The organism is Haloarcula nitratireducens, from assembly GCF_019599505.1.
Window position 1 is genome coordinate 814210 of record NZ_RKLT01000001.1, and the last position, 12964, is coordinate 827173.

The window sequence follows — 12964 nt, forward strand, 5'->3', positions numbered from 1 at the left end:
CGAACGAAGGACGCTACCGGTTCGGCGATCATAGGTGACTAATAGTCGCCCCACTCGTCGATAGTGCCATCGCCGCTCCCAGACGAGTGCGTCGGTCCGCGTCGAGTCTCCGGGACGATGCGAGGACGGTCGAACCCGCTCCCCCTCGCGTCGCAGCGACCGTTCGGCAGACTCGAACTCAGTAACGGGCGTCTCAGCGGTGTCTCTGGAGCGTGCGATTCGCTGTAATCCGCCGTACGGCCCGGCACTCTGAACGCGGTGGGTACCGCGACCGGTGCGACCTCCGTGTGTACTGATACCAATAACCGTTCGCAGGAGCCGAACCTCTCTGGGAGCTTCCCTCGAGAGCAGCATCTCTCAGACGCCGCTCGAAATGAGTAGGCGGCCGAGCGGCCGGAGAGTTCGCTCGACGGTCCTCCGGCGAAACAGGTCACTCCCGTAGCGAGAGTCCCGCCTGGATGGCCTCGTCCGACTCCTCTTTCGCCCGGAACTCGAAGCCGAAGTAGCCGTCGTATCCGGCGTCCTCGACGGCTTCGACGACGTTCGGATAGTTGAGTTCGCCGGTCCCGGGTTCGTACCGGCCGGGAACGTCGGCGACGTGGACGTGACCGATGTCCTCGACGTTTTCGGTCACCGTCTGGATGATGTTGCCCTCGGTCACTTGCTGATGGTAGACGTCGTAGAGGAGTTCGACCGCCGGGCTATCCACGGTCCGGACGATATCGAACCCCTCCTCGGCCGCTTCGAGGAAGTACCCCGGATGGTCGATGGCGGTGTTCAGCGGTTCCAGAACCAGCGTGACGCCGGCCGCCTCCGCCGCGGGCGCGGCGGCCTCCAAGCCCTCGGCGACGAGTTCGCGCTGGCGCGCTCTGGAGGCGTCGTCCCGTTCGTCGCCCGTGAGGACGAACAGCGTCGGGCAGTCGAGATCCGCTGCGACCTCGACCGAGCGCTCGATCTCGGCCACCGTCTCGTCGATACGGCCGGGGTCGGTCAGGGGCCCCTCCGTGCCGACCATCCCGACGAGGTCGAGACCGTGTGCGTCCAGTTCTCGCTCGACGGCATCGAGGTCCTTGTCCTGCCACGTCCAGAACTCGACGGCGTCGGCCCCGAGGTCGGCGACGGGTTCGAAGCGGTCGATAAAGGCCCGATCGGTGTACAGCATCTCCAGACAGACCGACAGCGCCGGCATCAGTCTTGCCTCCGGTTCGGTTCGCGGAATCTCCTCGATAACTGTCGGTCGCTACGCGCGCCGTTTCGGTCGCTGCGCTGTGACATCACAGTGCGACGATTGACGGGCTCGGCCAATAGCGTTTGCCCCCGTTTCCGAACTCCATCCGCTGGCGGCCGAAACCTTAAGCGACGGGGCGGTGAACGTATCGATACGCTCGGTCACCGGCCGACCGTTTCCGACTCAATCATGAAAGCAGCAGTGTACTACGGACCGGAAGACGTTCGCGTCGAAGACGTATCGGCAGACGAGGTCGGTCCCTCGGACGTCCGCATCGACGTCGCGTGGTGTGGCATCTGCGGGACGGACCTCCACGAGTACCTCGGCGGCCCGATCTTCGTTCCGGACGAGCCCCATCCCCGAACCGGGAAGACGCTCCCGCTGACGCTCGGCCACGAGTTCACCGGGACCGTCGCGGAAGTGGGAACAGACGTATCGCGCCTCTCCGTCGGCGACCGCGTCGTCGTCGAGCCGAACATCCCCTGCGGCGAGTGTTACTACTGCGAGGAGGGGCGCTACAACCTCTGTGAGAACGCCGCGGCCATCGGCCTCCAGACCGACACCGGCGGTTTCGCCGAGAACGCCGTCGTTCCGGAACAGCAGGTCCACGAACTGCCCGACGAGGTGTCGCTGAAAGACGGCGCGCTGGTCGAACCGCTCGCCGTAGGCCTTCACGCCGTCCGCCGAGCGGGTATCAGCCCCGGCGACACCGCCGCCGTCTTCGGAGCCGGTCCCATCGGTCTCACGGTCGTCCACGCGGCGCAGTCGGCCGGCGTCAAGCGCCTGTTCGTCTCCGAACCTCAGACGGCCCGCCGGGAGAAGGCGGCCGAGCTGGGTGCGGACGTGACGATAGACCCGCTCTCGACGGACCCCGTAGAGCGCATCAGAGCGGAGACGCCGGGCGGCGTCGACGCCGCCTTCGAGTACGCCGGCGTCGACCCCTCGTTCAACGCCGCCGTCAAGAGCACGCGTCGGGGCGGCACCGTCACCGTCGGGGCCGTCTTCGAGGAGGAGACCTCGACGGACCTCAAGGAGATCGTCACGACCGAGCGGACGGTACTCGGGAGTCAGACCTACGCCTACCCGCCGCTGTCGTTCCGCTCCGAGTTCGACGCCGTCATCCAGTCGCTCGCGGCCGACGAGGTCGACACCGACGCGTTCGTCTCGGCGACCATCGGCTTAGACGACATCGTCGAGGAGGGGTTCGAGGCCATCGACGACCCGGAGAACGGCCTCGTCAAAGTGCTCGTCTCGCCCTGACAGACCTATCGTTTTTTGTCCCGCTATGCCGTCAGTTACCGTATGCCACGTGCACTCGTCGTCGTAGAACCGGAACCGCGCGTCAAGGAGCTGCTGGACGTCGCCAGCGACTTCGCCCGCGGGTCGGGCGCGCAGTTGCTCCTGTTCCACGTCACCGACACGTTCGACGGCAACGCCGTCCGCGAGCAGATGCGCGACCTCACCGGGATCGATCACAACTATCGGTCCGGTATCGAGGGCGCGGAGGAGTTCGCGACCGACCTCGGCGAGGAACTGCTCGCGGACGACGTGGACTTCGCCGTCGAGGGCGCGTTCGGCGAGACGGCCCAGCGGATCGTCGCCGCCGTCGAGGAGTTCGACTGCACCCACGTCTTCCTGACCGGCCGGCGGCGCTCGCCGACGGGGAAGGCCGTCTTCGGCGATACGGCACAGGAGGTCCTCCTGAGCGTCGACGTGCCGGTGACGCTCGTGATGGAGTGAGAAGCGCAGAACCGCGCGGAGTCGACTTACACCTCTGCCTCGGTGTCGGAGGCCGCCTGCACGTCGGACGGCATCTCCCCGGAGACCATCATCTGGACGATGTCCTCTTTGGTCACCGCGTCGGTGTCGACCGTGCCGACGAGGTCGCCGCTGTCGAGGATGGTGACGCGGTCGGTGAGCCCGAACACCTCGTCCATGTTGTGCGTGATGAGGAGGACGGTGATGCCCTCGTCGTTGAGCGTCCGGACGAGTTCGCGGACCCGCCGCGCCGAGTCCGCCGACAGCGCGGAGGTCGGCTCGTCCATGATGACGAGGTCGGGGTCGGTGACGAGCGACCGGGCGATGGCGATGGCCTGTCGCTCGCCGCCCGAGAGGAACTCGACGCGGGCCGTCGGGTCGATCTCGAGGTTCAGCCGACTGCGGATGATCTCCTCTGACTGCTCGTTCATCGTGTCCCAGTCGACGACGGAGACGCCGGCGAACTTCTTCATCGGGTTGCGAGCGAGGAACAGGTTCGCCGAGACCGAGAGCGTGTCCACGAGCGCGAGGTCCTGATACACCGTCGAGATACCGTACTTGCGGGCCTCCTTCGGGTTCGAGATATGGACCCGTTCGCCGCGGATGTACACTTCGCCGGCGTCCGGTTGATGGACGCCCACGAGGGTCTTGATGAGCGTGGACTTCCCCGATCCGTTGTCGCCGAGCAGCCCCATTATCTCGCCTTCCCTCACTTCGAGGTCGACGCCGTTCAGCGCGACGACGCGGCCGAAGTGCTTCTCGATGCCGCGCATCTCCACGAGGTTCTCCGTGCTACCGTCTGCCATGAGAATCGTTACACGACTCGGTCACATAAGCGTTTCCCGCAGCGCGGTGCAGTCCCGTCGTAGCGACGACTGGGCGATGGTTCAGTCGTCTCCGGCGGCCTCCTCTTCCGCTTCGGCGTTCTCTTCGCCGGGTCGCTCTCCGGCCTCGTACCCCTCGCCGAGCCCCGGGAGGTGCCACGCGCCGGTCATGATACCGCCGGTTTCGGTCGAATCGCGCTCGACGACGGCTTCGACCAGCGCCGGGCCGTCGTGTTCGACCATCGCTTCGAGCGCCGAGTCGAGGTCGTCGGCCTCGAAGACGCGCTCGGCGAACCCGACGCCCATCGACTCGGCCATGCCGACGGCGTCGTAGTCGTGTTCCTCGTCGAACTCCGTGGCGATGACGCGGTCCCAGCCGGACTGGGTGACCTGCAGGTTCCGGATCGAGAGCCACGCGTGGTTGTTGAGGACGAGGACGTTCACGTCGATGTCCTCCTGCACCGCGGCGATGAGCTCCTGATTGCAGTGGAGGAAGCTCCCGTCGCCCTGAATCGAGACGACCTGTCTATCCGGCGCGGCGAGCTTCGCGCCCATCGACGCCGGCAGGGAGAACCCCATCGTGGAGAACCCGCCCGCCGAGATGTTCGACCGCGGTTCGTACACCGGGAACTCGGGGTTCGTGATGTCCTGCGGGTGGCCCGCGCCGGAGGTGACGATGGCGTCGCGGTCGAGCACCTCGCGCAGGCCGCCCAGTACGCGGGCCATGCTCAGCGGCACCGAGTCGTCGGTGTGGCGCTCCTCGATGCGCCGTTCCCACTCCTCCCAGCGGCGCTGCACCTCCTCGTAGTACTCGTTGTCCTCGGTGCCGACGGGGTCGGTCCGCTCTTCGAGTTCGTCGCGGAGCTGGCGCGCGACGACCTTGGCGTCGCCCTGCACGCCGACCTCGACGGGGTAGTTCTTCCCGATCTCGTGGCTGTCGACGTCGACGTGGACGAGCTTCGTCGGCGGGATCTCGAAGCTCACGCCGGGGTCGAACGACGACGTGTGGAGGTCCGAGAACCGACAGCCCAGCGCGAGAATCACGTCGGCGCTGCTGCAGAGCTCGTTGCCCGCCGTCGTCCCCCACGCGCCCGCGTAGCCGACGAAGAGGTCGTGGTCCTCGGGGACGATACCCTTCCCCTGAAACGTCGGGCTGACCGGCGCTTGCAGGAACTCCGCGAGTTCGCGCACCTCGTCCCACGCTTCCGCCAGCATCGCGCCGCCGCCCGCGACGATGACCGGGCGCTCGGCGTCCATTAGCAACTCCGTGGCCTCTGAGACCGCCCGCGGATCGCCGGCCGGTCGGTACTGCGCCCGCGAGTGCGCCGGGTCCGGGATCTCCACGTCGGCGACGGCGGCCTGTACGTCCATCGGGATCTCGACGTGAACCGGCGCGGGCCGCCCGGTCACCGCCTCTTGAAACGCCCGGCGGAGCGTCCGGGGTAACTGCTCGACGTCGTGGACCTGAAACGTCTGTTTCGTGATGGGCTCCATCACGTTCGGGAAGTCGCCGGGGCGTTTGCGCTCGATCTCCTGGAGGATACCCTGTCCGTACTCGTGTGTCTGCGGACCGCCGGTGAGGACGACCATCGGTACCGAATCGACGAAGGCGGTCGCCACGCCCGTCACCGTGTTCGTCGCACCCGGCCCGATGGAGGTGAACACGACCAGCGGGTCGCCGCTCGCGCGGGCGTACCCGTCAGCGAGGTGCGCCGCTCCCTGTTCGTGTCGCGGTTGGACCACGTCGACCGACGAGTCGTTGAAAGCGTCTATCATCAGTGTACTGCCGTGACCCGGAATGCCGACGATGTACTCGACGCCCTCGCGCTCCAGGTACTCCGCGATGATTTCACTGCCGTTCAGGCGAACCATAGCGAGTGGTTCGGCGACTGCTCTCTTATAATTTGCGGGGTGTTGACAGGGGGCAGAGAAACGGGCGAAAACACCGCTCAGGTGGAGAGGAGGCGGTGGCGGATCTTCGACTCGGTCGTGTAGAGGTAGATGGCGACCAGCAGGACGAGGCCGTTGATGAACTGGATGGCGTCGCCGCCGACGCCGACCTGCACCAGCCCGACCTGGATCATCGTCAGGAGGAACATCCCGCCGAAGGCGTTCTTGATGTCGCCGCGACCGCCGTCGAGGCTGATACCGCCGATGACCGCGCCCGCGAACGCCGGGAACAGGTCGCCTTCGGCCAGCCCGGGCGGTGCCGCGCTCAGGTAGCCCGTGTACAGCAGGCCCGCGAGCCCGCTCAGGACGCCCGACGCGGTGAAGACGATGAGCAGGACGCGCTCGCGCGGGATGCCGGCCTCTTCGGCCGCGTTCTCGTCGCCGCCGACCGCCATGATGGCGAGACCGATGCGCCGGTAGTTCATGATGAACCAGACGCCGGCGTACAGCGCGATTATCAGCGGGACCGCGATCGGGATGCCGCCGAATATCCACAGCGAATCCGCGCCGCCGAGACCCGGTAAGTCACCGATGAGCGCGCCGCCGACGAACAGGTAGGACTCCGGGAGCGGCGCGACGGTGATCGTCGAGAGCAGGAAGACCGCCCCGCGGAAGATGATGAAGAAGGCGAGCGTCTGCAGGAACGGGTTGATGCCGAAGTAGCCGATGGAGACGCCGTTGACGAAGCCGATAGCGCCGCCGATGAAGAGGATGAGGACGACGCCCACCAGACCCGGCGTCCCCGGGAACCACGTGTTCAGGAACAGGGCCGTCACCATCGAGGAGAAGCCCGCGATAGAGCCGATAGAGAGGTCGAAGTTCCCGCTGAGCAGACACAGCGACTCCGCGAGCACGAGCGCCCCCAGCCCCGCGCTCGAATACAGCATGAACTGGATGTTGCTCGCCGAGGTGAACACCTGCGGCATCAGGATGGCGAAGATGACGAACGTGACGACCACGATGGGCCAGATCATGTTGTCGAGGCCCCAGAGGAGCCACTTCGTACCCTCGCCGCTCGTCCGGTCCAACCAACTGCTCCAGTCGAGGTCTCGAATGCTCATGTGAATGCTGATTTGATAGGGTAGTTACCCGAGGAGGTCGCTCGCGTAGTTGCCCCAGAGGTACTCCGCGTCGACGTTCTCCTGCGTGATGGCGACGGTCTTCGGTTGCAGCCACGGGTAGTAGTCCGTGTCGCCCGAAGACCACTGCGTGACCGTCCCCGGCGACCAGTAACTGTTCGACAGCGGCTGGACGCCGTTGTACTCGATGTTCTCGACCGCCACTTCGTTGGGGAGACTCGCGGAGTCCGCCGCCGTCACCTCACTGTCGGGTTGCGGGACAGCGGCCTCGCCCGTGTCCAGTTGGTGGATCATGTACTCCATCGAGATGGGCGCGTAGAACGGCATCGGCTGCTGGAGCGTCGTGTGGATGTACCCCTCCCGGATGTTGTCGAGGACGCCGGGGAACCCGTCGATGTTCATGATGGGGATGTAGTTCTCCGTGTCGTCCATCGTCGTGAGCATCCCCATCTGGTCTAAGACGTTGACCGCCGCGAGCGCGCCGCCGCCCCAGACGGCGTAGATGCCGTCGATGTCGCTGTCGCTCTCCAGGAACGCGCTCAGGTTCTGGGTCGCCGCCTGCTGGCTCCAGCCCTTGTTGTAGATTACCTGGACGATCTCGACGCCGTCGGCCTCGCTGATAGCCTGTCGGAACCCCTCGCTCCGCCGGACGGCCGACTGGTCGGCCTGGTCGCCGACGAGGTCGACGACGCGGCTCCCGCCGTAGGTGTCGTTCAGCGCCTCGACCATCAGCTCGCCGGCACGGTAGCCGGCGTTGAAGCTCCCGAACCCGGTGAACAGTTCGATGGCGTCGGTCGGAGCCGAGGAGTTGGCCGTGTAGACCGGTACGCCCTGTTCGGCGGCGCGTTCGATGACGCCGACGGCGGCGTCAGAGGAGTACGGACTGATGAGGAGACCGTCGATGCCGCTGTTCAGCATGCTCCTGACGTTCTGAATCTGCCGCTGCGCCTGTCCACCGGCCTGCGTGACCTGAATCTCGTGGCCCAGTTCCTGGGCGTACACCTCCCCGATCTTGCGGAACACCTGGAGCCACGGGTTGTTCATGTTCTTGATGGAGAACCCGAACCGGTAGGACTCCCCGCCGCCGCTGCCCGTGGTCGAGGTCTCTCCGCCGGTGGTAGCGCCGCCGCCGGTCGCGGTTCCACCGCCACCGTCACCGCCGTCGCCGCCATCACCACCGTCGCCGCCACAGCCGGCGAGGCCGACCGTGGCCCCGATGCCGACTGCGGTGATATACTTGCGTCGCGAGAGACGGTCGTCACAATGGCTATCGCTTACCATGGGTTTAACACGCATGATTGTTCTCCTACGCGATATAAATATCTTTCTCAAAAAACCGTTGTAGATACACGAAGCGTCCGCCGACCGTCGTGATACCGGTTCAGACCGTCGTCCACGAACCGCTCTCGTCGCTCTCGACGAGAGCGTCGACGACCGTCTGGACGGCGTAGGCGTCGGCGAAGTTCGGCTCGTAACTCTCGTCGGCATCGACGGCGGTGAGGAACTCGTAGTTCTCGTGGACGAACGAGTGTTCCCACCCGATACCGTGACCGGCGGGCCACCACGCGTCCATGTAGGGATCCGACGGCTCCGTGACGCTGATTCGCTGGAACCCCCGATCCCCCGCACCGCAGAGCCCGAGTTCGTTGAACCGCTCGACGTCGTACCTGACCGCACCGTCGGTGCCGATTATCTCTATCGCGTTGGTGTTCTTGTGACCGGTCGCCACGCGCGAGCCCTCGATGACGCCCTGCGCGCCGGATTCGAACCGCAGGAGCGCGCCGTAGGCGTCGTCCGTCGTCACCGGCGTCGGCGTCCCGTCGTCGGGATGCGGCCGCTCCTCGACGAACCGGGAGAGCGTCCCGGCCACCCGCTCGACGTCGCCGACGAGCCACCGGGCGAGGTCGATCGTGTGCGCGCCGACGTCACCGACGCGCCCGTAGCCCGCCACGTCGGCGTCGTTGCGCCAGATCCACGACTCCTCGGGGTCGGCCTGAAAGTCCTGTAAGTACGTCCCGCGGAAGTGCCGGATCTCGCCGAGTGCGCCCTCCTCGACCAGCCGCTTCATCAGCGTCACCGCGGGCACGTACCGATAGTTGAAGGCGCAGGCGGCCCGGGCGTTCGAGTTCGCCGCGGCCTCGACCATCTCCTCGGCCGCGTCGAGCGTCGACGCCAGCGGTTTCTCACAGAGGACGTGGACGCCCGCTTCCAGCGCCGCGATGGACGGCTCGGAGTGGAGGTCGTTCGGCGTGAGGTTGTAGAGGACGTCCACCTCGTCGATGGCGTCCCGCCACTCCGTCGTCGTCCGGTCGAACCCGTACCGATCCGCCGCCCGGGTCAGCGCGTCTTCGTCCCGGCCGGCGATGATCCGCCGGTTCGTCGCCGGTGCGTCCGGGAAGAACATCGGCAGGCGAGCGAGCGCGTTCGCGTGGGCTTTCCCCATCAGTCCGTACCCGACGAAGCCGACGTCGTAGGTCACGGGTATCGCCTCCCGTCCGCTCTCGGCGCGGTCGTTTTCGGCACGCTCGGCCGTCGAAACCCGGCGCTCTCGCCGGAAATCGGTCCGGTCATACGAGTCGTACTGCGACGCCCGACGGCAAAAACCTAGCCCGTGCGACGACGAACTCGCGATCCGGTCCCCACGACGGTGCGCAGCCGCGGCGGTAGCCGCTGACTACCCGTTAGGTCGTCGGCATTCGGACGGCCGCCCGAAGCGGCCCTCTCGTGGCCGGGGCGGGAGTCGCTTCGTTCGCGACCGACCCTCAACGCTTTTGTAGTCCCGCCTGAAATTGTAACGGTAGATAATACCATGCACTATCCAGGTTCGCCGGTAGCGCTAGGTCCAGCCGCGTCGATCGTCCCGAGGGCGTGATATGACCGACATCAAGCGCGCCATCGAAGCGTTCGATCAGCCGCTCGGAACGTGGCTTTCCATCGGGCACCCCACCGTAGCGGAGGCGGCCGCCGGACTCGACGTGGACTTCGTCCTCGTCGATATGGAACACACGACGATGTGCTTAGAGACCGTCGAGGGGATGGCCCGCGGCGTGGACGCCGCCGAGGGCGACACCGATACGGTTGTTCGCGTGCCGTGGAACGATCCGGTCAGGCTGAAACGGATCGTCGACATCGGCGTCGCCGGGGTGATGGCCCCGATGATCGGCACAGCCGAGGAAGCACGGACGCTCGTCCGCGCGCTCCGCTATCCCCCCGATGGGATTCGCGGTATCGCCGGGAGTCGCGCGACCGGCTACGGGCGCAACTTCGAAGAGTACGTCCAGACGGCCAACGGTTCGATTCTGACCGTCGCGCAGATCGAGACACAGCAGGGCCTCGACAACGTCGCGGAGATCGCGCGCGTGGACGGCATCGACGCGCTGTTCGTCGGTCCCGCGGACCTCTCGGCGGCCCTCGATCTCTTCGGGGAGTGGCACTCCGAGGAGTTCGACCACGCGCTCGAAGCCGTCGTCCGCGCTGGCAACGCTGCCGACGTCCCCGTCGGCACACTCACCGTCGATGTTCGGGACGTCCCCAAGCGAGTCGCCCAGGGGTTCGACTTCCTCATCGCCGGGAAGGACGTCTCGTTGCTGATGGACGGGATCGAGACGGCGATCGACGAATACGACGAGGCCGCTGCCTCGACCGACTGATGGCCGTCGCACGTCGCTTCTCCAGCATCGCCCGCACCGATAGTCGCCCGTCGCTGTGGGGGACTCGCCGCGGAGTCTCACAGGCCGTCAGAGGTCACTTGTGAACGCGACTCTCGCCGCTGGTCGGCACAGCAGAGCCCCCGTCAGACGACGGTGCCAGACCGTTCGGAATCGCCGAACAGATCTCCGAAGTCGGTGAGAACCACGCCTAAGTAACCCGGCTCGTCTTTCCGGATCGACGCGACTCAGACCGCTCTGTTCCCGGAGATCGCGCGGGGCTGCTGTTCCCGGAGAAACGAGGAGTTCGTTCGTCACCTGCGAACGCTTTCTGTCCCACCTCGCAGACTGCAGTCTCACCGTGCTTTCGGGCCGTATTTGATGAGATGATATCCGAATAACGAACGTACTATCGATATTTTCGTCTCTCCCGAAAGCTCGTTCAGTGCGATTCGGAGGTATTCATCGCAGTTCTATATAGCAATATAAGATTTACTCGTCTCCCACGGCCCAGAAATCGGTTGGAGTGAGAACGACAGAATACAGCGCTAGATCCGCAACGAGTAGATATTCGCCTCGTAGACGTCCCGAACCCGGTCGCCCCAGTCGTGCGTGTACGTATCGATGACGTCCTGTGCGACGTCACCCCGGAGGTACTTGACGACCCCGCGGTCACCGGTGCGGTCGCGGAGGTGCGTCGTGAAGAAGTGCCGGAAGTAGTGGGGCGTGACGTTCTCTTCGGCACCGCCGCCGTCTCGATACCAGCCTCGGTCCCGAGCGTGAGTCTCGACGAGGTGATGCACCATATCGGGTGTGAGACGTGCCCCCCACTCGCCGCTCGTCGAGACGAACAACGGCGTCGCCGCGGAGCGCGTATCCGGCCGAATCGCCAGCCAGTGCCGCAGGGCGCGGGCGAGCTCTCCGTCTATCGGTATCGTCGTATCCCGCTTGCGCTTGTTCGAGGCGGTTCGCTCCTCGCCGTTAGAGACCTGCCCGCGAGACGGCGACGCCGAGACGTACATCGAGTCGGGGCGGCCGTCTAGCCCGGCGCGAACGGGAACGTCGGGGCGTGGTCCGGGAGTTTCGAGGTGGACGTCCCGAGCGTCTAAGTTACACAGCTCGCCGACGCGTATCCCGGTCTTGAGCAGCGTGACGACGACGGCCCGTTCGAGCGGATGGCGGACGGCCGAAACGAACTCTCGCATCGGCGCGACGCCGATCTCCCGGCGCGTCGGGTCCGTGTTGATCGATTCGTCCATCTCCTCGACGACCAGCGCCATCGGGTTCGATTCGAACGTCCCTATCTGTATCATGTAGGCGAAAAAGCGGTGGAGATACGAGGCGTACGTCGCGATCGTGCTCTCGCTCTTCTCGCCGCGGAGCCCGTGGACGTACGCCATGCAGTCCCGATGTGACGCCTCTGCGACGGGGACCGGTCGACTTCCCTCGGTGAGAAACACCTCGAAGTCCCGCAGTACTCGCTCGTAGAACGCTCGAGTCCGGTCGCTCTTACCGTGGTAGGTAATGTCGTCGAGGAAGTACGCGATCGGGTCCTCCTCGTCCGTAGCGTCGGCGGCATCAGAACTCATTCGTCGAGTACGTACCCCCCGTGGCGGCCGCTGTATCGGACCCGGCCGGACGACTGGAGCTCCTGGAGCGTCCGGTCGAGACGCTCCTCGATGTCGTCGGTGAGCTCCGCGAGCAGTTCGTCCCAGTCGTGAGGCTCGCCGTCAGCGAGAACCGCCTGGACACGGTCTTTCAACCCGTCGACCCCAGGGGTTGCGTCGGGAGAAGGGGGTTCCTCGGATGTGGGTCGTTCGCTGGTCTCGCTCGTAGCGTTCGATTCGGCGGGTTCGAAACCGCTACGGCCCGCCTGCACCATCGTCCGGACGAACTCGCTCTGACTCATGTCGAGTTCGTCGGCGTGTTCGCGCCACAGTTCCTTCTGATAGGCTGGCACGTACGTCCGAACGGAGGTCCGCTCGTCGCCTTCGCCGTCTGCTGCCATATCGTCACCTCTCTGCGCGCTCACTTCAATCTACTCCCATACGCACGGATAAATGCCCTTATTTGGGTGGCTAGTACTGTAGTATGCCAGATCCTGGGCGCATATACACAAATAAATCTAAGCAGGCGACGGCGTCGCGGATTTTGATGGGGCCATACGCACGCATCTAAACATCGACTCAGTTCGAAGTCGAGTGGACGGAGATCGACTCGTCGCGCTTCGATCGCAGTTCGAGTCCCCCCCTGGATCGATCGGTCGTGTTCCGCTCTGATCGAGATAGGGTTACTGATACTCGTTTAGCGGTGCACTTCACGGAGGACTGTAGAAGGCGTCCCTTGGCGGTCGGCTTTTCGGGCGAGAATTGTCCCCCATTCTCGGCGATGGGATACCGTCCCGAACGGGCCGTCCTCGACGCTCGTGTGGACCGTTCCAGTGACCGCTCCCTTACCGTGATCTGGTTCACGATATGC

General features: G+C 65.5%; 11 protein-coding genes. 3 read left to right on the forward strand and 8 right to left on the reverse strand.

Translation table 11 applies throughout. The features are described 5' to 3' along the window. Positions 1–430: 430 nt before the first annotated feature. Complete coding sequence (locus tag EGH23_RS04205; RefSeq protein WP_236044609.1) at positions 431–1189, reverse strand: hydroxypyruvate isomerase family protein; 759 nt, start codon at positions 1187–1189, stop codon at positions 431–433. Between the two features lie 228 nt (positions 1190–1417). On the opposite strand from EGH23_RS04205, the gene EGH23_RS04210 reads away from it, so the two are divergent. Beyond that, positions 1418–2488, forward strand: coding sequence for a 2,3-butanediol dehydrogenase (locus tag EGH23_RS04210; protein WP_220578760.1), 1071 nt, complete (start codon positions 1418–1420; stop codon positions 2486–2488). 42 nt (positions 2489–2530) lie between these two features. Further along, a complete protein-coding gene (locus EGH23_RS04215) occupies positions 2531–2968 on the forward strand; it encodes a universal stress protein (protein WP_220578761.1) in 438 nt (145 codons plus the stop codon). 26 nt (positions 2969–2994) lie between these two features. On the opposite strand, the gene EGH23_RS04220 is transcribed toward EGH23_RS04215, so the two are convergent. From EGH23_RS04220 to EGH23_RS04240, 5 genes are all read right to left on the reverse strand, one after another. Next, a complete protein-coding gene (locus EGH23_RS04220; RefSeq protein WP_220578762.1) occupies positions 2995–3792 on the reverse strand; it encodes an ATP-binding cassette domain-containing protein in 798 nt (265 codons plus the stop codon). A gap of 81 nt (positions 3793–3873) precedes the next feature. After that, positions 3874–5682 carry a thiamine pyrophosphate-binding protein gene (locus tag EGH23_RS04225; RefSeq protein ID WP_220578763.1) on the reverse strand — a complete coding sequence of 603 codons (1809 nt, stop codon included), beginning with the start codon at positions 5680–5682 and terminating at the stop codon, positions 3874–3876. Between the two features lie 77 nt (positions 5683–5759). Beyond that, positions 5760–6821, reverse strand: coding sequence for an ABC transporter permease (locus EGH23_RS04230; RefSeq protein WP_220578764.1), 1062 nt, complete (start codon positions 6819–6821; stop codon positions 5760–5762). A gap of 24 nt (positions 6822–6845) precedes the next feature. Further along, a complete protein-coding gene (locus EGH23_RS04235) occupies positions 6846–8120 on the reverse strand; it encodes a sugar ABC transporter substrate-binding protein (RefSeq protein ID WP_220578765.1) in 1275 nt (424 codons plus the stop codon). 100 nt (positions 8121–8220) lie between these two features. Beyond that, on the reverse strand, positions 8221–9318 hold the full coding sequence (locus EGH23_RS04240) for a Gfo/Idh/MocA family protein (protein ID WP_220578766.1): 1098 nt from the start codon (positions 9316–9318) through the stop codon (positions 8221–8223). 394 nt (positions 9319–9712) lie between these two features. On the opposite strand from EGH23_RS04240, the gene EGH23_RS04245 reads away from it, so the two are divergent. Then, positions 9713–10489: an HpcH/HpaI aldolase family protein gene (locus EGH23_RS04245; RefSeq protein WP_220578767.1), complete on the forward strand. Its 777-nt coding sequence runs from the start codon at positions 9713–9715 to the stop codon at positions 10487–10489. A gap of 545 nt (positions 10490–11034) precedes the next feature. On the opposite strand, the gene EGH23_RS04250 is transcribed toward EGH23_RS04245, so the two are convergent. Then, positions 11035–12075: a tyrosine-type recombinase/integrase gene (locus tag EGH23_RS04250; RefSeq protein ID WP_220578768.1), complete on the reverse strand. Its 1041-nt coding sequence runs from the start codon at positions 12073–12075 to the stop codon at positions 11035–11037. Then, the gene (locus EGH23_RS04255) at positions 12072–12494 is read right to left on the reverse strand and encodes a DUF5805 domain-containing protein (RefSeq protein ID WP_220578769.1); all 423 of its coding nucleotides are present in this window, start codon (positions 12492–12494) and stop codon (positions 12072–12074) included. The genes EGH23_RS04250 and EGH23_RS04255 overlap by 4 nt, the downstream gene beginning before the upstream one ends. Positions 12495–12964 lie beyond the last annotated feature (470 nt).

Bases quoted from the DNA above. Each gene is read 5' to 3' on its own strand.
- EGH23_RS04205 (WP_236044609.1), bottom strand. From the start codon at position 1,189: ATGCCGGCGCTGTCGGTCTGTCTGGAGATGCTGTACACCGATCGGGCC.
- EGH23_RS04210 (WP_220578760.1), top strand. From the start codon at position 1,418: ATGAAAGCAGCAGTGTACTACGGACCGGAAGACGTTCGCGTCGAAGAC.
- EGH23_RS04215 (WP_220578761.1), top strand. From the start codon at position 2,531: ATGCCACGTGCACTCGTCGTCGTAGAACCGGAACCGCGCGTCAAGGAG.
- EGH23_RS04220 (WP_220578762.1), bottom strand. From the start codon at position 3,792: ATGGCAGACGGTAGCACGGAGAACCTCGTGGAGATGCGCGGCATCGAG.
- EGH23_RS04225 (WP_220578763.1), bottom strand. From the start codon at position 5,682: ATGGTTCGCCTGAACGGCAGTGAAATCATCGCGGAGTACCTGGAGCGC.
- EGH23_RS04230 (WP_220578764.1), bottom strand. From the start codon at position 6,821: ATGAGCATTCGAGACCTCGACTGGAGCAGTTGGTTGGACCGGACGAGC.
- EGH23_RS04235 (WP_220578765.1), bottom strand. From the start codon at position 8,120: ATGGTAAGCGATAGCCATTGTGACGACCGTCTCTCGCGACGCAAGTAT.
- EGH23_RS04245 (WP_220578767.1), top strand. From the start codon at position 9,713: ATGACCGACATCAAGCGCGCCATCGAAGCGTTCGATCAGCCGCTCGGA.
- EGH23_RS04250 (WP_220578768.1), bottom strand. From the start codon at position 12,075: ATGAGTTCTGATGCCGCCGACGCTACGGACGAGGAGGACCCGATCGCG.
- EGH23_RS04255 (WP_220578769.1), bottom strand. From the start codon at position 12,494: ATGGCAGCAGACGGCGAAGGCGACGAGCGGACCTCCGTTCGGACGTAC.